The 26,091-nt window shown below is 74.7% G+C and carries 26 protein-coding genes; 10 read left to right on the top strand and 16 right to left on the bottom strand.

The features are described from left to right. The 6 genes from EV188_RS02655 to nucS all read right to left on the bottom strand — a co-directional run bounded on the left by EV188_RS02655 (position 1) and on the right by nucS (position 6,768). Positions 1-1,458: a DHA2 family efflux MFS transporter permease subunit gene (locus EV188_RS02655; protein ID WP_133824656.1), complete on the bottom strand. Its 1,458-nt coding sequence runs from the start codon at positions 1,456-1,458 to the stop codon at positions 1-3. After that, positions 1,455-2,600 carry an MBL fold metallo-hydrolase gene (locus EV188_RS02650; protein WP_166659687.1) on the bottom strand — a complete coding sequence of 382 codons (1,146 nt, stop codon included), beginning with the start codon at positions 2,598-2,600 and terminating at the stop codon, positions 1,455-1,457. Before EV188_RS02650 ends, EV188_RS02655 begins: the two co-directional genes overlap by 4 nt. Next, positions 2,597-3,973 (bottom strand): FAD-binding oxidoreductase, encoded by a 1,377-nt coding sequence (locus EV188_RS02645; RefSeq protein WP_133824654.1) that lies wholly within the window; start codon positions 3,971-3,973, stop codon positions 2,597-2,599. The genes EV188_RS02650 and EV188_RS02645 overlap by 4 nt, the downstream gene beginning before the upstream one ends. A 61-nt stretch (positions 3,974-4,034) precedes the next feature. Further along, the gene (locus EV188_RS02640; protein ID WP_133824653.1) at positions 4,035-5,540 is read right to left on the bottom strand and encodes an aldehyde dehydrogenase family protein; all 1,506 of its coding nucleotides are present in this window, start codon (positions 5,538-5,540) and stop codon (positions 4,035-4,037) included. A 58-nt stretch (positions 5,541-5,598) separates the two neighbouring features. Next, entirely contained in the window at positions 5,599-6,090 is a 492-nt protein-coding gene (locus EV188_RS02635; RefSeq protein ID WP_133824652.1) for an HIT family protein, read from the bottom strand. Positions 6,091-6,108: 18 nt separating this feature from the next. Beyond that, positions 6,109-6,768, bottom strand: a complete 660-nt coding sequence (gene nucS / locus EV188_RS02630; protein ID WP_133824651.1) for an endonuclease NucS — start codon at positions 6,766-6,768, stop codon at positions 6,109-6,111. A 94-nt stretch (positions 6,769-6,862) separates the two neighbouring features. Here nucS and EV188_RS02625 point away from each other — a divergent pair, with 94 nt between their 5' ends. Genes EV188_RS02625 through EV188_RS02615 form a run of 3 tightly spaced genes read left to right on the top strand, consistent with a single transcriptional unit; the run spans position 6,863 to position 8,892 of the window. Next, complete coding sequence (locus EV188_RS02625; RefSeq protein ID WP_243741513.1) at positions 6,863-7,348, top strand: NUDIX domain-containing protein; 486 nt, start codon at positions 6,863-6,865, stop codon at positions 7,346-7,348. A gap of 39 nt (positions 7,349-7,387) precedes the next feature. Next, positions 7,388-8,356 carry a methyl-accepting chemotaxis protein gene (locus tag EV188_RS02620; protein ID WP_133824649.1) on the top strand — a complete coding sequence of 323 codons (969 nt, stop codon included), beginning with the start codon at positions 7,388-7,390 and terminating at the stop codon, positions 8,354-8,356. 41 nt (positions 8,357-8,397) lie between these two features. After that, complete coding sequence (locus tag EV188_RS02615) at positions 8,398-8,892, top strand: SRPBCC family protein (protein ID WP_133824648.1); 495 nt, start codon at positions 8,398-8,400, stop codon at positions 8,890-8,892. Here the strand turns inward: EV188_RS02615 and EV188_RS02610 are convergent. Then, on the bottom strand, positions 8,879-9,304 hold the full coding sequence (locus EV188_RS02610; RefSeq protein ID WP_166659686.1) for a PaaI family thioesterase: 426 nt from the start codon (positions 9,302-9,304) through the stop codon (positions 8,879-8,881). The two genes, EV188_RS02615 and EV188_RS02610, sit on opposite strands and share 14 nt — an antisense overlap. Before the next feature lie 113 nt (positions 9,305-9,417). Here EV188_RS02610 and EV188_RS02605 point away from each other — a divergent pair, with 113 nt between their 5' ends. Continuing rightward, positions 9,418-9,768 carry a nuclear transport factor 2 family protein gene (locus EV188_RS02605; RefSeq protein WP_133824647.1) on the top strand — a complete coding sequence of 117 codons (351 nt, stop codon included), beginning with the start codon at positions 9,418-9,420 and terminating at the stop codon, positions 9,766-9,768. 22 nt (positions 9,769-9,790) lie between these two features. On the opposite strand, the gene EV188_RS02600 is transcribed toward EV188_RS02605, so the two are convergent. Beyond that, entirely contained in the window at positions 9,791-11,830 is a 2,040-nt protein-coding gene (locus EV188_RS02600; RefSeq protein WP_133824646.1) for a protein meaA, read from the bottom strand. Between the two features lie 120 nt (positions 11,831-11,950). Here EV188_RS02600 and EV188_RS02595 point away from each other — a divergent pair, with 120 nt between their 5' ends. Next, positions 11,951-12,244, top strand: a complete 294-nt coding sequence (locus EV188_RS02595) for a hypothetical protein (protein WP_133824645.1) — start codon at positions 11,951-11,953, stop codon at positions 12,242-12,244. Position 12,245: 1 nt separating this feature from the next. On the opposite strand, the gene murA is transcribed toward EV188_RS02595, so the two are convergent. The 4 genes from murA to EV188_RS02575 are packed head-to-tail and all read right to left on the bottom strand — an operon-like array spanning position 12,246 to position 16,535. Then, positions 12,246-13,514: a UDP-N-acetylglucosamine 1-carboxyvinyltransferase gene (murA, locus tag EV188_RS02590; protein WP_133824644.1), complete on the bottom strand. Its 1,269-nt coding sequence runs from the start codon at positions 13,512-13,514 to the stop codon at positions 12,246-12,248. Positions 13,515-13,526: 12 nt separating this feature from the next. Next, complete coding sequence (locus EV188_RS02585; protein ID WP_133824643.1) at positions 13,527-14,369, bottom strand: ABC transporter ATP-binding protein; 843 nt, start codon at positions 14,367-14,369, stop codon at positions 13,527-13,529. Positions 14,370-14,397: 28 nt separating this feature from the next. Next, complete coding sequence (locus EV188_RS02580; RefSeq protein ID WP_243741435.1) at positions 14,398-15,450, bottom strand: FecCD family ABC transporter permease; 1,053 nt, start codon at positions 15,448-15,450, stop codon at positions 14,398-14,400. Further along, entirely contained in the window at positions 15,447-16,535 is a 1,089-nt protein-coding gene (locus EV188_RS02575) for a FecCD family ABC transporter permease (RefSeq protein WP_243741434.1), read from the bottom strand. Before EV188_RS02575 ends, EV188_RS02580 begins: the two co-directional genes overlap by 4 nt. Before the next feature lie 94 nt (positions 16,536-16,629). On the opposite strand from EV188_RS02575, the gene EV188_RS02570 reads away from it, so the two are divergent. The 3 genes from EV188_RS02570 to EV188_RS02560 are packed head-to-tail and all read left to right on the top strand — an operon-like array spanning position 16,630 to position 19,023. Beyond that, a complete protein-coding gene (locus EV188_RS02570) occupies positions 16,630-17,649 on the top strand; it encodes an iron-siderophore ABC transporter substrate-binding protein (RefSeq protein ID WP_133824641.1) in 1,020 nt (339 codons plus the stop codon). 53 nt (positions 17,650-17,702) lie between these two features. Further along, complete coding sequence (locus tag EV188_RS02565; protein WP_133824640.1) at positions 17,703-18,284, top strand: cob(I)yrinic acid a,c-diamide adenosyltransferase; 582 nt, start codon at positions 17,703-17,705, stop codon at positions 18,282-18,284. A gap of 1 nt (position 18,285) precedes the next feature. Beyond that, positions 18,286-19,023, top strand: coding sequence for a glycoside hydrolase family 16 protein (locus tag EV188_RS02560; protein WP_133824639.1), 738 nt, complete (start codon positions 18,286-18,288; stop codon positions 19,021-19,023). Positions 19,024-19,027: 4 nt separating this feature from the next. Here the strand turns inward: EV188_RS02560 and EV188_RS02555 are convergent, their stop codons facing one another. Then, on the bottom strand, positions 19,028-20,206 hold the full coding sequence (locus tag EV188_RS02555) for an alanine racemase (RefSeq protein ID WP_133825362.1): 1,179 nt from the start codon (positions 20,204-20,206) through the stop codon (positions 19,028-19,030). Positions 20,207-20,255: 49 nt separating this feature from the next. Here EV188_RS02555 and EV188_RS02550 point away from each other — a divergent pair, with 49 nt between their 5' ends. Beyond that, on the top strand, positions 20,256-21,548 hold the full coding sequence (locus EV188_RS02550; RefSeq protein ID WP_243741432.1) for a D-arabinono-1,4-lactone oxidase: 1,293 nt from the start codon (positions 20,256-20,258) through the stop codon (positions 21,546-21,548). A gap of 12 nt (positions 21,549-21,560) precedes the next feature. On the opposite strand, the gene EV188_RS02545 is transcribed toward EV188_RS02550, so the two are convergent. The 3 genes from EV188_RS02545 to EV188_RS32145 form a co-directional block, all read right to left on the bottom strand. Beyond that, complete coding sequence (locus EV188_RS02545; RefSeq protein ID WP_133824638.1) at positions 21,561-22,544, bottom strand: TauD/TfdA family dioxygenase; 984 nt, start codon at positions 22,542-22,544, stop codon at positions 21,561-21,563. A gap of 53 nt (positions 22,545-22,597) precedes the next feature. After that, positions 22,598-23,605 carry a 2,3-diaminopropionate biosynthesis protein SbnA gene (gene sbnA, locus EV188_RS02540; RefSeq protein ID WP_133824637.1) on the bottom strand — a complete coding sequence of 336 codons (1,008 nt, stop codon included), beginning with the start codon at positions 23,603-23,605 and terminating at the stop codon, positions 22,598-22,600. 176 nt (positions 23,606-23,781) lie between these two features. Beyond that, positions 23,782-25,314 (bottom strand): serine/threonine-protein kinase, encoded by a 1,533-nt coding sequence (locus tag EV188_RS32145; RefSeq protein ID WP_279536697.1) that lies wholly within the window; start codon positions 25,312-25,314, stop codon positions 23,782-23,784. 161 nt (positions 25,315-25,475) lie between these two features. On the opposite strand from EV188_RS32145, the gene EV188_RS02530 reads away from it, so the two are divergent. Continuing rightward, on the top strand, positions 25,476-26,081 hold the full coding sequence (locus tag EV188_RS02530) for an FHA domain-containing protein (protein WP_133824636.1): 606 nt from the start codon (positions 25,476-25,478) through the stop codon (positions 26,079-26,081). Positions 26,082-26,091 lie beyond the last annotated feature (10 nt).

Raw genomic sequence — 26,091 nt, 5'->3', positions numbered from 1 at the left:
TCACCCGGGTCCGACGGAGGGGTTCGTACCAGCCGGTAACTTGACCGTTCCGGTAGGTCGCGGCGACCGACGGGCCAGGAGGAGGGCCCCGACCAGCGCCGCGAGGACGAACGCGCCCGCCGCGACCCCGAACCCGGCGGCGATCCCGGCCGGCGCGGCGGTCTGACCGGGCTGCTCACCGTCGGCGGCGATCACGACCGCCCCGATCACCGCGACGCCCAGCGTGCCGCCGAGCTGGCGGACGGTCTGGACGACGCCGGAGGCCTGGGTGCGCTCGGAGACCCCCACGCGGGCGAGCGCGTCGGTGTTGGTCGGGGAGAGCGTCAGCCCGAGCCCCACCCCGACCAGGGCCATCCCGGGCGTCTGGAGGGCGTAGTCCAGGCCCGGCAGCGCGAGCAGCCACAGGACCGTGCCGACCGCGCAGAGCACCAGGCCGGTGAGCACCGGGCCCCGCACGCCGGCCCGGTCGAACCACCGGCCCCCGATCTGGGCGGCGAGCGTCAGCGGCAGGATCAGCGGCAGCACCGCGAGCCCGGCGCTCATCGGCCCGAAGTCGAGCAGTTCCTGCAGGTAGATCGAGCTGTAGAGCACGAGCCCGAGCAGCCCGAACTGCACGAACCCCATGACCACGGCCGCGCCGGTGAAGCCCCGGTCGGTGAACAGGCGGACGTGGATCAACGGGTCGGACGCGCGCACCTGGCGCACGACGAACCAGCCCGTGGCCGCCAGCCCCCCGACGACCAGGGCCAGGACCGCCGGCGAGGACAGGCCGTCGGTGCCCGCGAGCTGGATCCCGAACGTCGTCGCGGCCAGGCCCGCCACCACGAGCACCACGTCCAGGGGCCGGACGCGGGTGCCGGGGACGCGCTCGGCCGGCACGGGGGCGATCGCCACGAGCACGAGGGTCGCGATCCCGACCGGCACGTTGAGGAAGAACACCGCGCGCCACGACACGTACTCGGTGAGCAGGCCGCCGATGAGCGGCCCGAGCGCCACGAAGATCTGGCTGATGCCGGCGAAGATGGCCATGGCGCGGCCACGCTCCCCCGGGCCGAACGAGGCGATGACGATCGCGCCCGACACCGGCACCATCAGGGCCGCGCCCGCCCCCTGCAGCGTCCGGCAGGCGATGATCGTGGCCTCGCCGAGGTCGCCCGCCGGGGAGAGCCCGCAGCCCACCGAGGCGAGGAAGAACAGCGTCACCCCGGAGCGGAACGCGCGCCGCGGGCCGAGCAGGTCCGCGGCCTTGCCCCCGAGGGCGACCAGGGCCGCGAGGGCCAGCACGTAGGCGTTGACCACCCACTGCTGGCCGGCGGGGTCCAGCGACAGGTCGCGCCCCATCGTGGGCAGGGCGACCGACACGACCGTCTGGTCGAGCATGATCATCGACAGCGAGCCGGTCATCGCGACGAGGACCAGCCACCGCTTCGGCGAGCCCTCCGTGACGGGCGCGCTCATCGGTCGCGCCGGCGCAGCTTCCAGCCCGCCATCGCGGCGGCCGCGGGCAGGAGCGCGAGTCCGTGCGGCATCCCGGCGACCGGCGCGGGGTCCTCCTGAGCGGGCCGGGACCAGGGCCGGTCGTCACGCCCGTGGTCGGCGCGCAGCCCGATCTCGGCGAGCAGGTTGACCGACATCATCCCGGTGAACACCGGGTTCGGGTTCGGCCCGCCGCCGCCGATCTCGGCGAGGCGGCGGGTGATGTCGTCGACGAAGCGGTGCGGGTCGACGGGCTCGTGCCCGGCCGTGACGTCGAGGGCGGCCTCCTGCAGGGCCACGCCCTGCTCGAGCATCTCGTCGAGGTGGGCGACCGCGTCGGCCCCGCGCCGGACCGTGGCGTCGTGGGCCTGGGTCACGGTCGTCACCGCGCCGTCGGCGGCCGCGGTGGCCACGGCACCGAGCACGGAGTGCAGCTTGAGCTGATCGGCGTCGGGCATCGCCCCGCAGCCGCCGTTGGCCTCGTCGCCGAGGTGCACCAGCCCCGCGTCGCGCAGGTGGACCACGACGTGGCCCGCGGTGTGGCCCTGGCTGCGCAGCACCCGCACCGCGCCGTCGGCGAACGACCACCCGGTCATCCGCACCGGGCCGAGCGGCAGGCGCTCGAGCGGGCGCTCCTCGTAGGGCCGGCTCGTGGCGCCGAACGGGTGCATCGGCTGGAAGAGCGAGACGACCTTCTTCGCGGACAGCGCCGGCGGCGCCGGGAGCGGGGCGACGCCGCTGATGCCGGCGAACGCGTGCTCCCAGTAGGTGACCGGGTCGCGCATCTGCTCGACGTCGCGGGCCGGGAACCGGTGCTCGGCGGGCACGCCGCGCTCGGCGGCGAGCTCGTCGACCAGGTCGTTGTTGCCGACGTGGTCGGTGTGGCCGTGGGTGGTGAGCAGGAGCAGTCGCGACCACGGCCCGACCCGGTCGACGGCGCCCTTCAGCGCGGCACGGAAGGCCTCGGTGACGCCCGTGTCGACGAGCACGAGGGTGTCCCCGGTGCGGTGCACGAGCGCGTGGCCGACGTCCGGCTGCTCGTGCTCGACGTCCAGCTCCTGTCCCGTGACGAGGACGGTGCGGTCGTCGATCTCGACGACGGTGCCGAGGGGGGTCTCGGTCACGGGCTCTCCCTGCTGGGCGTCGGGGGGACGTTGTGGTTGATCCGGAAGACGTTGCCCGGGTCCCACGCCGACTTGATCGCCACGAGGCGGGTCCACGTTTCCGCGTCGTAGGCGGCGCGGACGTCGGCGCCCGAGACGTGCGCCCCGGCGAGGAAGTTGACCAGCGCACCGCCGTCGCTCCACGCGTCGAGGTCGTCGAGGAACGCCTGCTCGGCGGCGGTGTCGGACGCCGTCGGCCCGTCCGGGTGCGGGTGGGCCGTCGTGTAGACGGTGGCCGCCGCGGACCGGTGGCCGACCGCGTTCGCCACGGCGGGCGGGCGGGCCAGCGCCCCGCCCATGAGGCGCAGCTCGACGAGGAAGGGCGTCCGCGGGCCGGCGTGCCGCAGGATCGTCGCCACGGCGTCCTCGTCGAGGCGGTGCAGGGCCCGCGAGCGGCTGTTCGTCGCGAGCGGCGTGACGGGGTCGTTGTGGATCGTGCCGATGTCGGTGACGGGCATCGACCGGACGGTGTCGAGCAGCGGCGTCGCCGCGGCGCGCAGCGGGGCGATCACGTCCTCGCAGCGCCCCGGCTCGCCCGACGAGCAGACCCGCACGTGGGCGCACCACCGCCCGCGCAGCGGCCCGGGGACGGCGGGCACGTCGGGGAAGGTCATCAGCGCGATCGAGAGGGTGACCTCGTCGGGCGCGTCGCGCCCGGCCGCGAGCAGGGCCGTGAGCACCGGCCCGGCGTCCTCGCCCGCGAAGAAGAGCCCGCCGCCGTACACCCCGGCCAGCTGCACGAGGTCGACCTCGGCGCCGGTGACGACGCCGACGTTGCCCCCGCCCCCGCGCAGCGCCCAGAACAGGTCCGGGTGGTCGTCGGCGGTGACCCGCCGGGCGACGCCGTCCGCGGTGACCACGTCGAGGCGGCGCACGCGGTCGGCGGCGAAGCCCCAGCGCCGCCCGAGCTCCCCGAGCCCGCCGCCCAGGGTGTACGAGACCGCGCCGACCGCGGGCGCGGAGCCGACGAGCGGGGCGAGGCCGTGCGGGGCGGCCTCCTGCAGCACCCGCTCCCAGCTGACGCCCGCGTCGATCCACGCGGTGTGCGCGTCGGTGTCCACGCGGACGCCGTCCATGCGCCGGGTGGTGATCAGCAGGGCGTCGCCGTCGGCCGGGACCGTGATCCCGTGCCCCGTCGCCTGCACCCCGACCGCGAGGCCCGCCGCGACCGCGCCCCGCACCGCAGCCACGACGTCGGCGGCGCCGGTCGCGCCGACGACGACCGCCGGGTGCTGGCGCACCGCGAGGTCGAACCCGGCGAACTCGTCCTCGTAGCCGTCGTCACCCGCCTGGAGCACAGGACCGGCGACCCGGCGTCGAAGGTCTTCGATCACACGAGTGAGCTTGGCCTAACCGACATCGCTCACCAAGACGCCGGAAGCGTGATCGCGTGACTCAGCGACGGCGGCCGTAGAGGACGCTGACCAGTCCGGCGAGCACCTTCACGACCCAGCCCGGGCGGTCGAACGTCATGACGTTGACGCTGCGGAAGCGGCGCTCGGAGATCGCGAGCGGGCGGGTGAACTCGCGGAGCCCGTCGACGCCGTGGATGCGCCCGAAGCCGGAGTCGCCGACGCCGCCGAAGGGCAGCGACGGGATGCCGGCGAAGGCGATGACGCCGTTGACCGAGACCATGCCGGCGCGCAGGCGGCGGGCGACCTCGTGGCCGCGGGCCGTCGCGAACACCGAGGCGCCGAGCCCGTAGCGCGAGGCGTTGGCGCGCTCGACGGCCTCGTCGATGTCGCGCACCCGGTTGACGACCACCGTCGGGCCGAAGGTCTCGTCGGTGACCGCGCTCGAGTCCTCGGGGACGTCGGCGAGCACGACGGGGTCGACGTAGGGCGCGCGCACCGACTCGCGGCCGCCGACGACGGCGCGCCCGCCGCGGGTGAGCGCGTCGTCGATCTGCCCGGAGATGACCCCGAGCTGCGAGGGCATGGTGATCGGGCCGTACTGGGAGTCCGGCGCCCCGCCCGGGGTGACGGTGGCGGCGCGGCGGGCGACGCGGTCGAGGAGGTCCTCGGCGACCGCGTCCACGACGTACACGCGCTCCACGCCCACGCAGGTCTGGCCGGCGTTCGACATCGCGCCCCAGACCACGGCCGCGGCGGCGTCGTCGAGGTCCGCGTCGGCGTCGACGAGCAGGGCGTCCTTGCCGCCGCACTCGACGAGCACCGGGGTCAGCGTCTCCGCGCAGGTCGCCATGACCTTCTTGGCCGTGGCCGTCGACCCGGTGAACGCGACCTTGTCGACCCCGGCCCGGCACAGCGCCGCGCCGGTCTCGCCCTCGCCGGTGACCAGCTGGAACACCGCGTCCTCACCGACCGCCTCGGCGAAGGTGTCGACCAGCCACTTCCCGACGCCCGGGGTCAGCTCGCTGGGCTTGAAGACGACCGTGTTGCCCGCGGCGAGCGCGTAGGCGATCGAGCCCATCGGCGTGAACACCGGGTAGTTCCAGGGCCCGAGCACCCCGACGACACCGACCGCCGGGTACTCGACGGTCGCCTTGTGGTTGATCATCAGCAGGCCGGCGGCGGCGTTGCGCGGCCCGAGCACCTTCTTCGCGTGGGTCGCGGCCCAGTGCAGGTGGTCGAGGGCGAGGATGCCCTCGATGCGCGCGTCGTCCAGCGGCTTGCCGGTCTCGCGGCTGACCACCTCGGCGAGCTCCTCGCGACGCCTGTCGATCAGCTGGCGCCACGCCGCGAGCTTGTGCGACCGCCCGTCGAACCCCAGGTCGGTCCACCAGCGCGTCGCCCGCCGGGCCCGCGCGACCGTCGCCTCGACCTGCTCGGGCGTGTGCCGCGGGTAGGACGCGATCACCTCGCCGGAGCGGGGATCGAAGGAGTCGAACGTCTGCGCAGAAGCGGCGGGCACCGTTCCCGCGTCGCGGGTGCTCGTCATGCGGCGAAGGTACTCGGCAGTAGCGGTCAGGCGCGACTGTTCGTCGGGGTCGCCACGTTCAGGGCACGGCGGCGCGGAGGCGGTCCGCCGTCGCGTCGAGGCTCGCGCGCCCCGGCGTCTTCCAGGCCGCCAGGAGGCGCAGCCCGTCGCCGCGCCGACGCGGGATGACGTGCAGGTGCACGTGCCACACGGTCTGCCAGGCCACGGCCCCGTCGGCGAGGAGCAGGTTCACACCGTCGGCGAGCCCCGCCGCGCGCAGGCCCGCCGCTACCCGCCGCGCCAGCGCCCACACCGCGGCGCCGTCGGCGTCGGTGGTGTCCGCGAGATGCGCCGCGTGCGCCCGGGGCACGACGAGCACATGGCCCGGCGTGACGGGCTGGAGGTCGAGGAACGCGAGCGCTCCCTCGGACTCCGCGACGACGCTCGCCTCACCGCGCCCGTCGACGATCCGGCAGAACACGCACTCGCCGTCGACCTCGGCCGGCAGGCGCTCCCGCACACGACCACGGCCGAGGCGCCGGGCGAGCGCGCGGGACAGGCGGCCGCCCATCAGTTCCGGCCGCCCACGTCAGAACAACCGGAACTCGTCGACCTCGGCCCCGCGCAGGGTGTCGTAGTCGAGCGTCACGCAGCGGATGCCGCGATCGGTCGCGAGCACCCGGGCCTGGGGCTTGATCTGCTGGGCGGCGAAGATCCCGGCCACCGGCGCGAGCAGCGGGTCACGGTTGAGCAGCTCGAGGTAGCGGGTGAGCTGCTCGACGCCGTCGATCTCCCCGCGCCGCTTGATCTCGACCGCGACGGACCGCCCGGCGTCGTCGCGGCAGAGCAGGTCGACCGGGCCGATCGCCGTGGGGTACTCGCGGCGCACGAGCGACCAGCCCTCCCCCAGCGTCGTGACGTGCGCGGCGAGGAGCTCCTGCAGGTGGGCCTCGACGCCGTCCTTGACCAGGCCCGGGTCGACGCCGAGCTCGTGGCTGGAATCGTGCTGGATCTCCTCGAGGGTGATCGTCAGCGTCTCGTCGGCCTTGTTGCGCACCGTCCACACGCCGGGCTCCTCGGTGAGCCAGCACGGCGGGCTCATCCAGTTCAGCGGCTTGTAGGCGCGGTCGTCGGCGTGGACGCTGACCGACCCGTCGGCCTTGACCAGCAGCAGCCGCAGCGCGCTCGGCAGGTGCGCGGTCAGGCGGCCGGCGTAGTCGACCGTGCAGCGGGCGATGACGAGACGCACACCGGGCAGGGTAGGAGACGGGCGGCGAGGATCATCCCGGGGTGTGGAGCCACCCGTCACCACGTCCAGCCGTGAGATCTACGCCAACCCCTGGATGTCGCTGCGCGAGGACACGTTCCGCCGCCCGGACGGGTCCGGCGGCGTCTACGGCGTCGTCGACAAGCCCGACTACGCGCTGGTCCTGGCCCTCGACGGAGACCGCCTGGCCATGGTCGAGCAGTACCGCTACCCCCTCGGGCTGCGGCGCTGGGAGTTCCCGCAGGGCACCGCCCCCGACCGCGCGGAGATGCCGGCCCGGGACCTCGCCGCCCGCGAGCTGCGCGAGGAGACGGGCCTGACCGCCGCCACCTGGACCTACCTCGGCCTGCTCGACGTCGCCCCCGGGCTGTCGTCGCAGCGCGGGCGCGCGTTCCTCGCCACCGACCTCACCGAAGGGCGCCCCGACCGCGAGGACACCGAGGCCGACATGCGCTTCGCCTGGGTCACCCGCTCGGCGTTCGAGGAGCGCGCCCGCGCCGGCGAGATCACCGACGCCCAGACCCTCGCCGCCTACACCCTCCTGGTGCTCCGCTCGGCCTGACCGCGCGTGCCCGCGGCCGCGCGCGGGCAGAGTGGGGACATGGCGTTGGTGCGGCTCGGACCGCTGGCGGTGCCCACCCCGGGCGAGGTGCTCGACACGAGCCGCTCGGTCGTGGGGTGGGTCGGCGAGGTCGTGGACGTCGGCGCCCGCCTGCCCGGGCGCGTGGACGCCCTGCTCGACGAGGTGACGCGCCTGGTCGGCGTGCTCGGAGCGCTCGCCGACCGCGCCGACGGCCTGGTCGCCCGCGCGGACGGGATCGTCGGCGAGATCGACACCGTGATCGGCGAGGCCCGCCGCATCACCGACGGCGCGAACGAGGTCGTCGGCTCGGCGCGGTCGATCACCAGCGGCGCCGAGGAGGTCGTCGGCTCCGCGCAGAAGATCACCGAGGGCGCCGACGAGGTGGTCGGGTCGGCGCGGCTCATCACGTCCGGGGCCGACGAGGTGGTCACCTCGGCGCGCGCGATCACGAGCGGCGCGGAGGACGTCGTGGGCAGCGCGCGGACCATCACGTCCGGCGCGAGCGAGGTCGTGGAGTCCGCGCGGACCATCACCAGCGGCGCCGAGGAGGTCGTCGGGTCCGCCCGGTCGATCACGAGCGGCGCGGAGGGCGTCGTCGGCAGCGCCCGGGAGATCACCGAGGGCGCGCGGGAGATCGTCGACGGCGCCGGGGCGACCAGCCGCTCGGCCCAGGAGCTGCTGGACACCTACCGCCCGATGCTCGAGCGCGCCGCCCCGCTGGCCGGCAAGTTCGTCGACGAGCTCAGCCCCGAGGAGGTCGACGCGGCGATCAAGCTCGTGGACCAGATGCCGCAGTTCACCGAGCACATGGTCGCCGACATCATGCCGATCCTCGCGACCCTCGACCGCGTCGGACCGGACCTCCACGAGCTGCTCGACGTCACCAAGGACCTGCGCCGGGCCATCGACGGCATCCCCGGCTTCTCGTTCCTCAAACGGCGCGGGGCCGCGAAGGACGACGACGAGCCTGACGACGCCGACGCGTGAGGCAACGCGTTCTATAAGTCGACACTGATACGGTCGTCGGCATGAAGTACACCGTCTCGATCGAGCTCGCCCTGCCGCGGGAGCAGGCGGTCGCGCTGCTCGCCGACCCCGCCCACCTGCCGAAGTGGCTGCGGGGTCTGGTGCGCCACGAGCCGCTGCACGGGGAGCACGGGCAGGTCGGGACGACGTCGCGCGTCGTGCTGCGCACGGGGCAGCAGGAGATGGAGGCCACCGAGACCATCACGCGCCGGGAGCCCGCGGACCTCACACGCCTCCCGGAGGGCGGCGTCGTGCACTACGAGCGCGAGATCGTCGCCGAGGGCATGTGGAACGCCGCGCGCGAGCGGCTGACCGAGGCCGGTCCGGGGACGACGCTCTGGACGAGCGAGAACGAGTACCGGTTCAGCGGGCCGATGCGGCTGCTGGGGCCGTTGATGCGCCCCGTCTTCCGCAAGCAGTCGCGCCGGCACATGCTGGACTTCAAGGCGTTCGCCGAGCACGGCACGGACGTCCGCGAGGGCATCACGCAGGAATGACGGCCTGCGTCTGGGTGGTCCGCGCGACGAGGCGCCCGCGGTCGTCGGTGAGATCGGTCTGCACGACGATCTGCGTGCGCCCGGAGTGCACGGGACGCGCCGTCGCCCGGACGTCGGAGCCCGAGACCGCGCGCAGCAGGTGCGTGCCCGACTGCGTGGTCGCGGTCCGCGCGCCCTCGGGCAGGCCCAGGTAGGCGCAGACCGCACCGGTGGTGTCGGCAAGCGTCATCAGCGCCCCGCCGTGCAGCAGCCCGCCGAGGGTCGTGTTCGCGTCGGACCAGGGCAGCACGGCGACGGTCTCGTCGGCGCCCGCGGTCTCGAGCCGCATGCCGAGGCCGGCGGCGAAGGGCATGGCGGCGATGAGGTCGTCGATCGATGGTCGAGCTCCGCTGCGCTCCGTCTCCTGGGTCATGGGGACCAGCGTCGCCGCCCGCAGCGGTGATCGTCCATGACCTGCGAGGTCATCGACCCGGCTACCCGTGGCGCTCAGGGTTCTCCTCGTCAGCCACGACGAAGGAGGACCCCATGGAGACCATCGACCGCTACCTGGCCGCCTGGAACACGACCGACCCGTCCGCGCGTCGCGACGCGATCGCCGCGGCGTTCACGCCCGACGCGCGCTACGTCGACCCGCTCGCCGACGTCTCCGGCCACGACGGCGTGGACGCGCTGATCGCCGGCGCGCAGGAGCAGTTCGCGGGTCTGACGTTCTCGCGCGGCGACGTGCTCGACGCCCACCACGACGTCGTGCGCTTCACCTGGCACCTCGGGCCCGCGGGCGCCGAGCCCGTCGTGATCGGGTTCGACGTCGCCGAGATCGCCGAGGACGGGCGCCTGCGCACCGTCCACGGCTTCCTCGACAAGGTGCCGGGCTGAGGGCCCCGGCTCAGGCCCCGGCTCAGGCCCCCGCGACGGGCGCCGGCGACGGCGAGTCGAGACCGTTCGCCTCGCGGACGACGTCGACGAACTCGCCCATGATCCCGGTCAGCGAGTAGGTCTTCGGCGTGACGACGCGCTGCACGCCGAGGCGCTGGAGCTGCTCCGCGTCGGCGGGCGGGATGATCCCGCCGACGACCACCGGGATGTCGTCGGCACCCGCGCGGGCCAGCCCGTCGAGCACGGCGGGCACGACCTCGAGGTGCGAGCCGGAGAGCACCGACAGGCCGACGACGTGCACGCCCTCCTGGACGGCGGCCGCGACGATCTCGGCCGGCGTCAGGCGGATGCCCTGGTAGATGACCTCGAAGCCGGCGTCGCGGGCGCGCACGGCGATCTGCTCGGCGCCGTTGGAGTGTCCGTCGAGGCCCGGCTTGCCGACGAGCATGCGCAGCGACGCCGTGCCCATCTCCTCGGCCGTCCGGCGGACGCGGGCCCGGACCTCGGCGAGCTCCTCGGGGGCCTCGCCGGAGCCGGAGGTCGCGCCAGTAGCTCCAGCGACGCCCGTCGGGGCGCGGTAGGAGCCGAAGACGTCGCGCAGCGCGCCCGACCACTCCCCCGTGGTCACGCCGGCGCGGGCGCACTCGAGCGTGGCCTCCATGAGGTTCTCGTCGGTTCCCGCGGCCGTCCGGAGGTGCTCGAGCGCGGCGTCGGCGGCCTGCTGGTCGCGCGAGGACCGCCACTCCTGGACCGCGCGGGCGGCCTCCTCCTCGACCGACTTCTCGACGGTGAAGATCGCCTCGGCGCCCTCGGCCTGCAGCGGGCTGGGCTCGGTGGAGGTGAACTTGTTGACGCCGACGACCACGTCCTCGCCGGACTCCATGCGCTGGCGGCGCTGGGCGAGCGACGACACCAGCTGCGACTTCATGTAGCCGGAGTCGACGGCGGGCACCGCGCCGCCCATCTCGGCGACCTTGGCCATCTCCGCGCGGGCGCCCTCGACGATGGCGGCGGTCTTGGCCTCCATGACGTGGGAGCCGGCGAAGATGTCGTCGTGGTCGAGCAGGTCGGTCTCGTAGGCCAGCACCTGCTGCATCCGCAGCGCCCACTGCTGGTCCCACGGCCGCGGCAGGCCGAGCGCCTCGTTCCACGCCGGCAGCTGCACCGCGCGGGCCCGGGCGTCCTTCGACAGCGTCACCGCGAGCATCTCCAGCACGATGCGCTGGACGTTGTTCTCCGGCTGCGCCTCGGTGAGCCCGAGCGAGTTGACCTGCACGCCGTAGCGGAAGCGGCGCATCTTCTCGTCCTCGACGCCGTAGCGCTCGCGGCACAGCTCGTCCCAGAGCTGCGAGAACGCGCGGAGCTTCGCGATCTCCTCGATGAAGTGCAGCCCGGCGTTGACGAAGAACGAGATGCGCCCGACGACCTGGCCGAACTTCTCGGGCGGCACCTGGCCCGAGTCGCGCACCGCGTCGAGCACCGCGATCGCCGTCGAGAGCGTGTAGGCGACCTCCTGCGTCGGCGTCGCCCCGGCCTCCTGCAGGTGATAGCTGCAGATGTTGATCGGGTTCCACTTCGGGACGTTGGTGTACGTCCACGCGATCATGTCGGTGATCAGCCGGACGCTCGGCGCCGGCGGGAAGGCGTACGTCCCGCGGGACAGGTACTCCTTGACGATGTCGTTCTGCGTGGTGCCCGCGAGCTTCTCGCGGTCGGCGCCGTGCTCGTCGGCCACGGTGACGTAGAGCGCCAGCATGTACATCGCCGTCGCGTTGATCGTCATCGACGTGTTGGCGTCGTTGAGCGGGATGCCGTCGAAGAGGGCCCGCATGTCGCCGATGTGCGACACCGGCACGCCGACCTTGCCGACCTCGCCCTTGGCGAGCTCGTGGTCGGGGTCGTAGCCGGTCTGCGTGGGCAGGTCGAAGGCCACCGAGAGGCCGGTCTGGCCCTTCTCCAGGTTGCGCCGGTAGAGCTCGTTCGACGCGCGGGCCGACGAGTGGCCGGCGTACGTCCGCATGACCCAGGGGCGGTCGCGGGCGTCGTCACTGGGGTAGGGCACGTCAGGTACCTCCGCTGCGCTTCGTCACCTGGCGATGACCCGCTGATGTTACCGACGGGTCGCCGCGACGGAATCGCACGCGGGATGCCGTGGCCCACAGGATCGGTCACGATGGTGGGCGTGGGTTCGGTGACCGAGATCGCGCTGGTGGTGTCGCTGGTCATCCTGCTCGCCGGCATCCTGCGCTACACGTTCGGTCGCGGGCCCGAGGGCGCGCTGCCCGACGAGAACGGCGACCTGGGGCTCCTCGAGACCGTCGCCGTCGTGCCCACCCGCGAGGCCGCGGACGTGCTGGTGGCCAAGCTCGCGCGCGAGAAGGTGCGGGTGACGCTGAGCCACGGCGCCGACGGCTGGCGCCTGCTGGCGTTCCCGAGCGACGCCGACGACGCCCGCGTGGTCCTCCGCGCCATGTGAGTCAGCGCTGGGGCGGGGCGACGATCCGGTGGATGCCGCCGCCGAGGGCGGCGAGGTTCTCGACGAACAGCGGGTAGCCGCGATCGATGTGCGCGACGTCCCAGACCTCGGTCTCGCCGTCCGCGCAGAGCCCCGCGAGCACCAGGCCCGCGCCCGCGCGGATGTCCGACGCCCACACCGGCGCCGAGGACAGCCGCCGCACGCCCCGCACGACGGCGTGGTGCCCGTCGGTGCGCGCGTCGGCGCCGAGCCGGACCATCTCCTCGACGAAGCGGAAGCGCCCCTCGAAGACGTTCTCGGTGATCATCGAGGTGCCCTCGGAGATCGCCGACAGCGCGATCGCCATGGGCTGCAGGTCGGTCGCGAAGCCCGGGTAGGGCAGCGTCACCCAGTCCACGGAGCGCGGCCGGCCCTCCATGACGACCCGGAACCCGCCGTCGAGCGTGGACACCTGCGCGCCGGCCTGCCCGAGCCGGTCGAGCACGAGGTCGAGGTGGTGCGGGTCGACGCCGTTGACCGTGACGTCTCCGCCTGCCATCGCGGCGGCGAAGCCCCAGGTCGCGCCCACGATCCGGTCGCCGATGACCCGGTGCGTCGTGGGCGTCAGCGGCCCGCCGCCGTGGACGGTGAGCGTGGACGTCCCGCCGCCCTCGATCTTGGCGCCCATCTGCTGGAGCATCGTGACGAGGTCGACGATCTCCGGCTCGCGGGCCGCGTTGTCGATGACCGTCGTGCCGTCGGCGAAGACCGCGGCCATGAGGATGTTCTCGGTGGCCCCGACGCTGGGGAAGTCGAGCCAGATCTGGGCGCCGCGCAGCGTCTCGGCGCCCGCGACGACGCAGCCGTGCGAGATCTCGCTCGAGGCGCCGAGCAGGCGCAGGCCCGCCTGGTGCATGTCGAGCGGGCGCGAGCCGATCGCATCGCCGCCGGGCAGCGGCACCACCGCGCGCCGGCAGCGGGCCACCAGCGGCCCGAGTACGCACACCGAGGCCCGCAGCCGCGACACCGAGCGGTAGTCCGCCTCCGGGGTCAGCTCGGCCGGGACGTCGATGGTCACCGTGGCGCCGTCGACCGCCACCGCGCAGCCGAGGCTGCGCAGCACGTCGGCCATCAGGGGGACGTCGAGGATCTCCGGACAGTTGGTGATGACCGTCCGGCCTTCGGCGAGCAGCGCGGCCGCCATCAGCTTGAGCACGCTGTTCTTGGCGCCGACGACGTCGACCGCCCCGGAGAGCGGCCCGGAGCCGTGCACCACGAAGTGCTCGTTCATCGCGCCGGGACGCTACCCGCCCGCCACGGAGCGGCCGTCGCCAGCACCCTCCACGGCGCGTCCGGCCATCCAGTCCGGCCGGCGGGGCACCACCATCGGCGTGCCGGTCTCGGGGTCGGGCAGCACCCGGCAGGCCAGGCCGTAGACGTCGGTGACCAGCTCCTCGGTGAGGACCTCGCCCGGCGGCCCGGTCGCGGCCACGACCCCGCCCCGGCGCAGGGCGACGAGGTGCGAGGCGTACCGGGCGGCCTGGTTGAGGTCGTGCAGCACCGCGACCAGCGTGCGGCCGTGGTGCGCGTGCAGGCGCGCGCAGAGCTCGAGGACGTCGACCTGGTGGGAGATGTCGAGGTAGGTGGTCGGCTCGTCGAGCAGCAGGATGGGCGTCTCTTGGGCGAGCGCCATCGCGAGCCACACCCGCTGGCGCTGGCCGCCGGAGAGCTCGTCGACCAGCCGGGGGGCGAGGTCGGAGACGTTCGTCAGCGCCATCGCCTCGGCGACGGCCACCTCGTCGTCGTCCGACCACTGCTTGAGCAGCTGCTGGTGCGGGTAGCGGCCGCGGGCGACGAGGTCGCCGACGGTGATGCCGCCGGGCGCCGTCGCGGTCTGGGGCAGCAGGCCGAGGCGGCGCGCCACCTCCTTGGACCTGTAGCTCGCGATCTCGGCGCCGTCGAGCACCACCGCGCCGGCCTGCGGGGCGAGCACCCGCGCCAGGGCCGCGAGCAGCGTCGACTTGCCGCAGGCGTTCGGCCCGACGATCACGGTGAACGAGTCGTCCGGGATCTCCACCGAGAGGTCGCGGGCCACCGTGCGGCCCTCGTAGCCGAGCGTCACGTCGCGGGCGAGCAGGCGGGTCATCGGGCTCCTGCCGGGTAGGAAGTGGTGCTCACGTCGTGCTCCCCCGCCACAGGCGCACGAGCAGCGCGACGAGGTAGAGCCCGCCGATGAGGCCGGTGGCGACCCCGACCGGCAGCGGGACGGGCTGGAACAGGCGGGTGACGGCGAGGTCGCTGACGACGAGCAGGGCCGCCCCGACCAGCGCGCTCGGCAGGAGCACCGGCGTCGCCGCCCGGGTCAGGCTGCGCGCGATCTGCGGGGCCGCGAGGGCCAGGAACGGGATCGGCCCGGCGGCGGCCGTCGAGGCGGCGGCGAGGGCCACCGCGCACAGCAGCAGGATCGTGCGGGTGCGCCCGACGTCGACGCCGAGCGCGCCGGCCGGGCGGTCGCCGAGCTCGAGCAGCGCGAGGCGCCGGCCCAGCGCGAACAGCACGGGCAGCAGCACGACGACCACCGCCGCGAGGGCGAGGATCTGGGGCCAGCCGCGATTGCTGAGGTCGCCGAGCAGCCAGGCCTGGGCGTCGACGGCGGTCTGCAGCTGCGCCGTGGTGATCAGCCAGCTGTTGACGGCGAGCAGCGCCGCGCCGATGCCGATCCCGATGAGCACCATGCGCAGGCCCTGCGTGCCGCGCCCCGCGGACAGCGCGACGACGAGCAGCGCCGTGAGCAGGCCGCCGACCAGCGCCCCGAGCGAGGTCCCGAGGGTGCCGGCGCCGAGCACGACGATGGCGACGAGCGCGCCGGTCGAGGCGCCGGTGGTGAACCCGATGACGTCGGGGCTGCCGAGCGCGTTGCGCGAGAGGCTCTGCAGCACCGCGCCGCTGACCGCGAGCGCCGCGCCCACCCCGACGGCGAGCACCAGCCGGGGCAGCCGCTGGTCGAGCACGATGAACTCGGTCGACCGGCTGCCCTGCCCGACGAGGGTCTCGGCGACCTCGGTGAGCGTCAGCGGGAACGAGCCCGTGGTCATCGCCAGGAGCGCGCCGACCACGACCACGACGGCCGCGACCGCGCCGACCACGACCGAGCGCGGACCGACGCGCAGCGAGATCCGGCCGCCGCCGAGGCGGAGCAGCCGCCCCGTGACGAGCGGCGCGTTCACACGCCCACCAGCCGGCGCCGGCGGCACAGGGCCACGAAGACGGGCGCGCCGAGCACGGCCGTGGTGACGCCCACCTGGATCTCGCCGGGCGGGACGAGGACGCGGCCGACGACGTCGGCGACGAGCAGCACGATCGCTCCCAGGACGGCGGTGTAGGGCAGCAGCCAGCGGTGGGCGGGCCCGACGAGACCGCGCACGACGTGCGGGACGGCGAGGCCGAGGAACGCGATCGGGCCGACCGCGGCCGTCGCGGCGCCCGCGAGGACGGTGACGACGGCGCCGGCGGCGACCCGGGTGCGCCCGACGTCGAGCCCGAGCGCTCGGCCGGCGCGGTCGCCGAGCGCGAGCGTGTCGAGCGCGCGGGCCATCGCAAAGGCGGCGAGCACCCCGACCGCGATGAACGGGCCGACCGCGAGCAGCACGTCCATCCGCCGCCCGGACAGCGAGCCGAGGTTCCAGAACCGGAAGGAGTCGAAGGTCCGCGGCGAGAGCACGAGCGCGGCGTTGACCAGCGCGATGAGCACGGCGGTGATCGCGGCGCCGGCGAGCACGAGGCGGTCCGGCGTCCCCGACGCCCGCCCGGTGGCGCCGAGCGCGTGCACCCCGAACATCGCCACGCCCGCCCCGACGAGCCCGAACCACACGTAGCCCGTGATGCTGCCGATCCCGAACACGCCGATCGCCACGACGACCGCGGCCGACGCGCCGGCGTTGACCCCGAGCAGGCCGGGGTCGGCCAGCGGGTTGCGCGACAGGCCCTGCATCACGGCGCCGGCGAGCCCGAGCGCGGCGCCGACCGCCAGCGCGAGCAGGCCGCGGGGCACCCGCAGGTCGCGCACGACGGCCGCGTCGATGCCGGCGGCGCCACCGGGGTCGCCGCCGAGCAGGAGCGTCCACGACTGCGCGATGCCGATGTCGCGCGAGCCGATGCCGATGCTGACCAGCAGCACGAGCACCGCGATCGCGACCAGCGCGAGCAGCCCGAGCACGCGGGTCGCCGACCCCACCACGCCGCCGGGCGTCCCGGTGCGCCGCGCGGGCGGCGCCTGCCCGGGCGCGTCCACCACCACCGCGCGCTCACCCACTCTCGTCCGACGGGGGATCCGCTGTGCAGCCTAACCATTAGGGTTGCCTAGCCTCAGACTCCCAGATTGTCCGATTCGAGTTCCAGGAGTGCGTGTGTCCCCCGGCCCCCGCGGTGCCCTCAGGCGCCTCGTCCTCGCGGCGAGCGCCGCCGCCCTGCTCCTCCTCGCGGCCTGCGGCGGGGGCGGCGACGGCGGCGGTGGCGGCGCCCCGGCCGGCTCGGCCGTCGGCGCCCAGTACCCCGCGACGGTCGACACCCAGTTCGGTCCGGTGACGATCGAGGAGCCGCCGCAGCGCATCGTCGCGCTCGGCTGGTCGGACGCCGAGACCGCGCTCGTGCTCGGCGTCCAGCCCGTCGGCGCGTCGGACTGGCTCGGCTTCGGCGGCACCGGCGTCGGCCCGTGGTCGCCGCCGTACCAGACGCCGCCGACGATCCTCGGCACGACGCAGCTCGACTACGAGGCCGTCGCGGCCCTGCGCCCCGACCTCATCCTCGACACGCGCTCGTCGGGCGACCGCCAGCGCTACGACACGCTCTCGCGCATCGCCCCGACCGTCGGGCCGCCCCCGGGCCTCGCGGCCGCGTACGGCACGACCTGGCGCCAGCAGATGGACATGGTGTCCCGGGCCCTGGGCAAGCCGGACGTCGGCGCCCAGCAGATCGCCGGACTCGAGGAGAAGTTCCGCGCCACGACCGCCGCCAACCCGTCGTTCGCGGGCCGGGCCGCGGGTGTCGGCGCCTTCTACGGCGGGCAGTGGGGCGCCTACGTCCCCGGTGACTCCCGCGTCGACGTCATGAGCGAGCTCGGCTTCCGGACCCCGCCGCAGATCGAGGCCCTCGCGCCCCAGGCCGCCGGGTCGTTCTACGTGCAGCTCTCGGGCGAGCAGGTCGGGCTGCTGTCCTCCGACCTCACCGTCGTGTTCCCGATCAACGCGAGCGCCGACGCCATCCGCACCGACCCGGTGCTCTCGCAGACCCCGGCCGCGCAGGCCGGGCACCTCGTCGTCCTCGACGACAAGACCACGAGCGACGCGTTCTCGTCCGGCTCGGTGCCCGGCACCGCGGCCGCGCTCGACCGCGCCGCGCCGCTGTTCGGGCAGGCGCTGCAGCGCTGAGACACCGTGGTGGACGGCTCGGTGAACGGTTACGGCGTCCCTAGACTGGCGCCGTGGCCGTTCACCTGACCCGGATCTACACGCGCACCGGCGACGACGGGACCACCGGTCTCTCGGACTTCTCGCGCGTGCCCAAGACCGACCCGCGGCTGTCGGCCTACGCCGACTCCGAGGAGGCCAACGCCGCGATCGGCGTCGCGCTCTCGGTGGGCGCGCCGCCCGAGGCCATCGTCGCGCCGCTGCAGCAGATCCAGAACGACCTGTTCGACGTCGGCGCCGACCTGGCCACGCCGATCATCGAGAACCCGGAGTACCCGCCGCTGCGCGTCACCGAGCGCCAGATCGAGCGGCTCGAGGGCTGGTGCGACGAGTTCAACGAGGACCTGCCCAAGCTCAACTCGTTCATCCTGCCCGGCGGCACCCCCGCGGCCGCGTACCTCAACGTCGCGCGCACCGTCACCCGCCGCGCCGAGCGCAGCACCTGGGCCGTCGTCGCCGCCGACCCGGACCGCACCAGCAAGCTGCCCGCGCACTACCTCAACCGGCTCTCGGACCTGCTGTTCATCCTCGGCCGCGTCGCCAACCCGGGCGGCGACGTCCTGTGGGTGCCGGGCGGGCCCGAGGAGCAGCGCTGACGTGTTCGACGAGCGCTTCGCCGGCGGCCTCGACCCGGCCGTCTGGACGCCCGCCTACCTGCCGGCCTGGAGCTCGCGGGCCGAGGCCGCGGCCACCTGGTCGGTCGACGGCGAGGGCCTGCACCTGACGATCCCGCCGGAGCAGCCGCTGTGGTGCGCCGGCGACCACGAGCCGCCGCTGCGCGTCTCGGGCGTGCAGAGCGGCAACCGTTCCGGGCCCGTCGGCAGCACCGACGGCCAGCAGCGTTTCCGCGAGGGGCAGCGGGTGCGCGAGGAGCAGCCGACCGTGTGGGGCTTCACGCCGCGGACCGGGATGGTCGAGGTCGAGGCCCGGGCCCGCATCGGCCCGGCGGCGATGTTCTCGGCGTGGCTCGTGGGGCTCGAGGACGCCCCCGAGCGGTGCGGCGAGGTCTGCCTCGTGGAGGTCTTCGGCGACACCGTCGAGGGCGCCCGCGTGAGCGTCGGCTCCGGGATCAAGGCGTTCCGCGACCCGGACCTCGTCGAGGACTTCGTCGCCGAGCCCCGCGACCTCGACATCACCGTGGCGCACCGCTACGCCGTGCACCGCCAGCCCGGCCGCGTCGACTTCATGATCGACGGCATGGTGACCCGCACCTGCCGCCAGGCGCCCGCCTACCCGATGCAGCTGATGATCGCGGTGTTCGACTTCCCCGACCACCCCGCCCACGACCCCGCCGACACCCCGGAGCTGGTGGTGTCGCGGGTGAGCGGTCCCTAGGGCCTCAGCCGAAGGCCTGGCCCTCGCCCCGGTACGTCGCGGCGGTGCGGACGACCCGGTCGGACTGCACGAGGTGGTACTCCCGGACGTGCTCGGCGAGCTCGCCGGCCTTCGCGTGCCGCATCCACACCCGGTCGCCGAGTGCGGGCAGAGGCCGCCCGGTCACGGGCGTCTGCACCTCGCCGGCGCCCTCGGTGCCGGTCAGCGCCAGGTCGCCGGGCCCGAACGGCGTGGGCAGGCGCGACGCCGCCGCGGGTCCCGAGGCCACCCAGCCGCCGCCGGCCAGGGTGGCGTGGCGGGCGTCGGGGCGGCGCACCACCGGCAGCGCATAGGCGAGCGCGGGCCGGGGGTGCATGCGGGTGTAGCCGTCGAAGAGCGTCGAGCCGATCAGCGCGGAGCCGGCGGCGATCTCGGTGACCGACGGGTCCGCGCGGGTGGTCTCCACGCTGCCGCTGCCCCCGCCGTTGACGAACTCCAGGTCGGCGACCTCCCGGACCGCGGCCACCACCGCGCCACGGCGCCCCGCCAGCTCGGCGGCCGAGCGCCGCTGCATCGCCCGCACCACCGCGTCGCGCAGCCGGGAGCCGGTCGCGTCCGGCACCCCGGCGATCTGGCCCTCGTAGGCCATGAGCCCGACCAGGCGGAAGCCCGGCCGCTCCGCGATCCGGGCGGCGAGACGGCGCGCCTCGGCGGGCGTGCGGACCGGCGAGCGGCGGGCGCCCACGTGCACGCGGGGCACGCCGGGCACCGGGCGCCACGCGGCGTCGAGGTCGAGGCACACGCGCAGCTCGGGGTGGCCGGCGCCGACGGCGTCGTCGACCAGGTCGAGGTGCGCGACGGAGTCGACCATGAGCGTGACCCGGGCCCGCGCGTGCTCGTCGGCGGCGAGGGTGCGCAGTGCGCCGCGGTCGACGCTCGGGTAGCCGACGAGGAGGTCGTCGCCGGTCCCGAGACCGGCGTGCCAGAGCGCCTCGCGCAGCGCGTAGCACATCAGCCGCGGAAGGCCCGCGCGCTCGATCAGCGCCCGGCACCGCAGCGACTTGGTGGCCAGGCGGATCGGCAGCCCCTGCGCGCGGGCCAGCAGGTCGGCGAGGTTGGCGTCGAAGGCGTCGAGGTCGACGACCGCGAACGGTGGGTCGAGGTCGGCGGTGGCGCGATCCCAGTCACGGGAGACGAAGCGCAGCGGAGCTCGACCCGACCTACCGATCACGTGCGGAGGCTACGGTGCTCGCGTGGCTCGTGGCGTGTGGCGCAACTGGTCGGGCACCGTCACCGCGACCCCGGCCCGCGTCCACGTCCCCCGCTCGGTCGACGACGTCGTCGCCGCCGTACGCGCCGTCCGGGGCTCGCACCTGCGCCCGCGCGGCAGCGGCCACTCGTTCACCCCGCTCGCGGCCACCGACGCGCACGCCCTGGACCTGCGCGGATGGACCGGGATCGAGTCGCTCGACACCACCACCGGCCGGGTGCGGGTCCGCGCCGGCACCACCCTGCGCGCGCTGAACGCCGCGCTCGACGCCCACGGGCTCGCGCTGGAGAACCTCGGCGACATCGACGTCCAGACGATCTCGGGCGCCCTCGCCACCGGCACCCACGGCACCGGCGCGCGCCTCGGCGGCCTCGCCACCCAGGTCGTCGCGCTCGACCTCGTGCTCGCCGACGGCACCCCCGTCGCGTGCTCGGCGGGTGACGCCCTCTTCGAGGCCGCGCGGATCGGGCTCGGCGCGCTCGGCGTCGTCACCCACGTGACCCTGCGGTGCGTGCCCGCGTTCGCGCTGCGGGCCAGCGAGCGCCCGGAGCCGCTGGAGGACGTGCTCGCGCACCTGGACACGCTCTTCGACGAGGCCGACCACGTCGAGTTCTACTGGTTCCCCTACGGCGCGCAGGCCCTGGTCAAGCGCAACCAGCGGGTGGACGACCCGCCGGCCCCGCTGCACCCCGTGCGCCGGTTCGTCGAGTACGACGTCGTCGAGAACGCCGCGTTCGGGGCGCTGTGCCGGGTCGGGCGCGCGTTCCCCGCCACCGCCGTCCCGCTGGGCCGCGTCGCGTCCGGGGTGCTGTCCGCGCGCGAGTACGGCGACCGCTCCCACCGCGTGTTCACCACGCGGCGCCGGGTGCGGTTCGCCGAGTCCGAGTGGGCGGTGCCGCGGGCGCGGCTCGCCGGGGTCCTCGACGAGCTGCGCGCGCTGGTCCCGCGCCTCGAGCACCCCGTGCTCTTCCCCGTCGAGGTGCGTGTCGCCGCCGCCGACGACGTCTGGCTCTCCACCGCGCACGGCCGCGACACCGCCTACGTCGCGATCCACCAGTACGTCGGGGCCCCGCGCGCCGAGTACTTCGCGGCGTTCGGCGAGATCGCCGCCGCGGCCGGCGGGCGCCCGCACTGGGGCAAGGAGCACCACCTGGACGCCGCCGCGCTGGCCGAGCGCTACCCGCGCTTCGAGGACTTCCGGCGCGTGCGCCGCGACGTCGACCCCTCGGGCCTGTTCGGGAACGAGCACCTCGACCGCGTGCTCGGACCCGCCTGACTCGAGCAGCCGTTACGGGCGACCGTCGAGCCGGATCGCGTCGGCCATCCCGACGACGACCTCGCGGTCGCCCTGGTACGGCTCGCGGCCGTGGGCCGTGCGGATGTTGTCGACGACCATGACGTCGCCCGCCTGCCAGGGCTCGGTGACCGTGTGCGCGGTGTAGGCGTTGTTGATCAGGTTCACGACGTCCTCGCCGATCGGCTCGCCGTTGCCGAAGCGCGTGGTGAACGGCAGCCCGTCGGGGCCGTAGGACTCGACGAGGTACTCGCGGATGTCGGGGTCGAGCGTCCACTCGTTGAGGAACGCGACCTGGTTGAACCAGCAGGGCCGTCCGTCGACGGGGTGGCGCACGACGGCGCGGCGGCGCTGGCGGGTGCTCAGGCCGTCGCCGTTCCAGCTGAACTCGATGCCCTGGGTGCGGCAGTAGTGCTCGACCGCGCCGCGATCGTTCGTGCCGAAGGCCTCCGCCCACGACGCGCCGATCTCGTCGTTGTAGTTGCGGACGAGCATCCAGCCCTCGTGGTCGAGCCGCTGCACGAGTGCCGGGGGCAGCGCCTGGAGGACCGCCGCGGCGTCGCCGACCGGGGTGGCACCCCCGGCGGCGGCCGGGGTGAGGCACGCGAAGAACATGAAGGCCGGCGGGTCGGGCAGGTAGCTCAGCTCGTTGTGCAGGCACATCTGCTGGGTCGCCGGCCACGGGGTGGCCGAGTACAGGCCGTTCCCGAGCGCCGTGCGGGCGGCGAACGCCTCGCGCTCGGCCAGGAGGCCGACCGCCGCGAGACGGCCGAACACGGCGGCCGTCTGCGCGTGGTCGCGCACGCCGAGCCCCCGGATGAGCACCGAGCCGTGGCGGGCCACGATCTGGCGCACGTCGTTGCGGTGGTACGCCGCCCAGCCGACCGCATCGGGGCCGGGGTTCACCCACAGGATCGGCGGGTGGCCGGGCCGGAGGTCGAGGTTGCCGGCGGCGGGCTGCTGCATCGTGGACGACATGGTGTCTCCGGTCGGGCTAGGGCTGTCGGGTCGGGTGAGGCGGGGTCGACGGATCAGGCGCTGGACGCCGGCGGGGCGGGCAGCTTCTCGGGCAGGATGTGACGGCCGGTCAGGCGGGCCATGGCGCCGTAGTGCTCCTCGCGCCAGAGCGGGGCGTAGACGGTCTCGAGGTACCGCTCGCCGGAGTCGGGCGCCAGGGTCACGGCGGTCATGCCGGGCCGGCCGTGCTCGGACAGCCAGGAGGACGCCCCCGCGACGACGGTGCCGGTGGACCCGCCGAAGAGGAACCCGCGCATCGCGAGGCGCTGGCACATCCGCAGGGTCTCGGTCTCGGGGACCATGACGACGTCGTCGACCATCGAGCGGTCGAGCGCGGGCGGCGTCATGCCCATGCCCAGGCCGGGGATGCGGCGGGTGCCGGCCTGGCCGCCGAAGCTCACCGAGCCCTCGACGTCGACCGCGACGATCTTGACGTCCGGGCGGTGCTGCTTGAACCAGCGGGCGGTGCCCATGAGCGTCCCGCAGGTGCCCGCCCCCACGAACACGATGTCGACGTGGGGGAAGGTGTGGGCGATCGCCGGGCCGGTCTGGGCGTAGTGGGCGCCCGCGTTGGCCGGGTTCTCGTACTGGTTGAGCCAGACGGCGTCGGGGTTCTTCGCGCAGATCGAGGCGAGGTGCTCGAGGCGGGCGCCGAGCAGGCCGGTCTGCGGGTGCGGCACGTCGACGACGTGGACCTCGCCGCCGAAGGCCTCGATGAGCCGGCGGGTCTGGATGTTGCAGCGGTCGTCGGTGACGCAGATGAAGCGGTAGCCGTGGTTCGCGCAGACCATCGCCAGCGCCACGCCGAGGTTCCCCGACGACGACTCGACCACGATCGACCAGGGGTTGAGCAGGCCCTGCTGCTGGGCGGCCGCGATCATCGAGGCGGCCGCCTTCAGTTTCACGGAGCCCGCGAAGTTCATGCCCTCGACCTTGAGGAAGAGGTTGTGCTCGACGATCGCCCGCAGGTCGATGAAGAGGTCGTCGGTGTTGTACTGCTGAGGGGCGGAGATGATGGTCATGGCGACCTCCTCGGTTTCGCTGTCGTCGTCTCGGTGACACCACGAGAGTCCTCGCCCGCGCCCCGCGCCGACATCGCCGCCGGGCCAGCCTTCCCGGCCCGCGGGGTCAGGGTCTTCTCACCTTCTGGTGAGGGCGTGCGAGAGATCGCGTCGTGGTCCACCGCCCGGCCCTCCCGTCAGCCCGCCGCCGGCGTGAGGAGCACGGCGACGTACACGGCGGCCGCGACCGCCAGCGCGGTGCCGAGGACCACCAGGGCGATCCACAGCGCCTTCCGGCCGGTGCCACGCCCGGCGTCCGGCTCCGTCGTCTCCGGCGGCGCGAGCGGCTCGGGCTCGCGCCCGACCGTCGGCGCCGGACGGGTCGTGGGGGCCGGCTCCGCGCCGGGCCGCGGGTAGTAGCCCGACCCGCCCGCCCCCTCGCGGGTCTGTGTCCTGGCCGGTGGCGCGCCGGGGCGCCGGGGCCCGTCGGTCACCCCGCCCGTCGGGGGCCGCATCCCGGTCCCGGTCCCCCGCGCCGGCGGCCCGGGGGTCCGGGCCTGGCGCATGGCCTGCAGCGACGCCCGGGGTGGGCCGGCGGGGCCCTGGGGCCGCGGGCCGTGCGCCGCGCCCGCCGGCGCCGACCGCGCCCCGGGCCGCAGGGCGTCGGTGACGTCGGCCGCGGCGCGGGACGCGGCGCCGGAGGCAGCGGTCCCGGCGGCGGTCGTGGACCGCACGGCCGTCGTGGGCGCGTCGACCGGTGACGAGGCTCCCGATGACGAGGCCGGCGAGGAGGCCGACGACCTCTCGGTGCCGCCGCGGCGGGGCGCTCCGGCTCCGGGCTCGAGGACGGGGCGCTCCCACTGCGCCGTCGTCGGGGTCGACGGCACCTTCGCCCCGGTGTCCGCGTCGAGCGCCGCCCGGGCCGCGGCGGCGAGGGCCCCCGCGCTCGCGGGCCGCTGCTCGGGGTCCTTGGCCAGGCCCGAGGCGACGACCGCGTCGAAGGCCTCGTCCAGGCCGGGCACCGAGCGCGACGGCGCGGGCGGGGCCGTGTACAGGTGCGCGGTCATGAGCTCGGTGAAGTCGTCGATCGGGAACGGCCGGGTCCCGGTCAGGCACTCGTACAGGAGGCACGCCAGCGCGTAGACGTCGATCCCGTGCCCGCCCGTGCCCGAGAACCGCTCGGGCGCCATGTAGTCCATGCTCCCGATCAGGACGCGGGTCCCGGTGAGGGGCGCGCTGTCGTCGCCCACCATGGAGCGGGTGATCCCGAAGTCGACGAGGTAGGCGAACTCGTTGGCGCCGACCGCGTCGTCGACGAGGACGTTCGACGGCTTCACGTCGCGGTGCACCAGGCCCGCGTGGTGGGCGGCGTCCAGCGCGGACGCGACCTGCTCGACGATCGCCACCGCGCGCGCGGGCGGGAGCCGCCCCTCGGTGGCGAGGATCCGCTCGAGGTCGGCGCCCCCGACGAGCCGCATGTCGAGGAAGAGCTGCCCGTCGATCTCGCCGTACGAGTGGATCGGGATGACGTGCGGGCTGCTCAGGCGCGCGACGAGCCGGGCCTCGCGGCGGAAGCGCCGCTGGTACTCCTCGTCGCCGGCGCCCTCGGCGGTGAGGCGCTTGAGGGCGACGACCCGGTCGTGCTCGGTGTCGTGGGCCTCGAAGACCTCACCCATTCCGCCGCGACCGACCACGCGGAGTAACTCATAGGGCCCGAACCGTTCGGCCACCCCGGACACCCCCCTCCGACCGGTCGACGCTGCTGACACTATGTCGCACGCACCCTCGAACGTGATACACCGAACGGCGTACTCTCACTCGAATGTGACCGTTGGTGACCGTCGTCGGCGTGCCGGCGGCGACGCCGCGGACCCGTCCGAGGAGGCGACGCATGACCAGCGACGCGGGTCGCCCGACGAGCTTCCTCGAGGTGTGGCGACCCGGCGGGGTCGAGGTGGTCCTGCTCGCCGGCCCGTCGATGACGATCGGGCGCGAGGAGGGCAACGGGATCGTCCTCGACCACGACGGCCAGGTCTCCTCGCTGCACGCCGTGCTGCAGTCCTACGGGGCGGGCTGGGCGATCCGCGACCTCGGCAGCACCAACGGGACCGTCGTGGCGGGCGAGCGCCTCATCGCCGAGCGCGCCCTGCGTCACGGCGACGCGATCCACGTCGGTGCGACCCGGCTGGTGTTCCGGGGCGCCGCGAGCCGCGCGGCACCCACCAAGGCGCCGCGGAAGGCGCCGGAGCTCACGCGCCGTGAGCGCGACGTCCTCGTGGCGCTGTGCCGGCCGTTGTTCTCGGGCGCGGTGTTCACCGAGCCGGCGACGGCCCGTGCCGTCGCCGCGGAGCTCGTCGTCTCCGAGGCCGCGGTCAAGCAGCACCTCCTGCGCCTCTACGACAAGTTCGAGCTGGACCCGACGAGCACCCGCCGTCGCGTCGAGCTCGCCAACGCGGCGCTGCAGCGGGGGGCGGTCACCCCCGCCGAGCTGACCTGACCCCGCCGGC

Origin of the sequence: Actinomycetospora succinea (genome assembly GCF_004363095.1) — a bacterium.
Taxonomy (GTDB): Bacteria; Actinomycetota; Actinomycetes; order Mycobacteriales; family Pseudonocardiaceae; genus Actinomycetospora; species Actinomycetospora succinea.
This window is presented reverse-complemented; position numbering and strand designations above follow the sequence as displayed.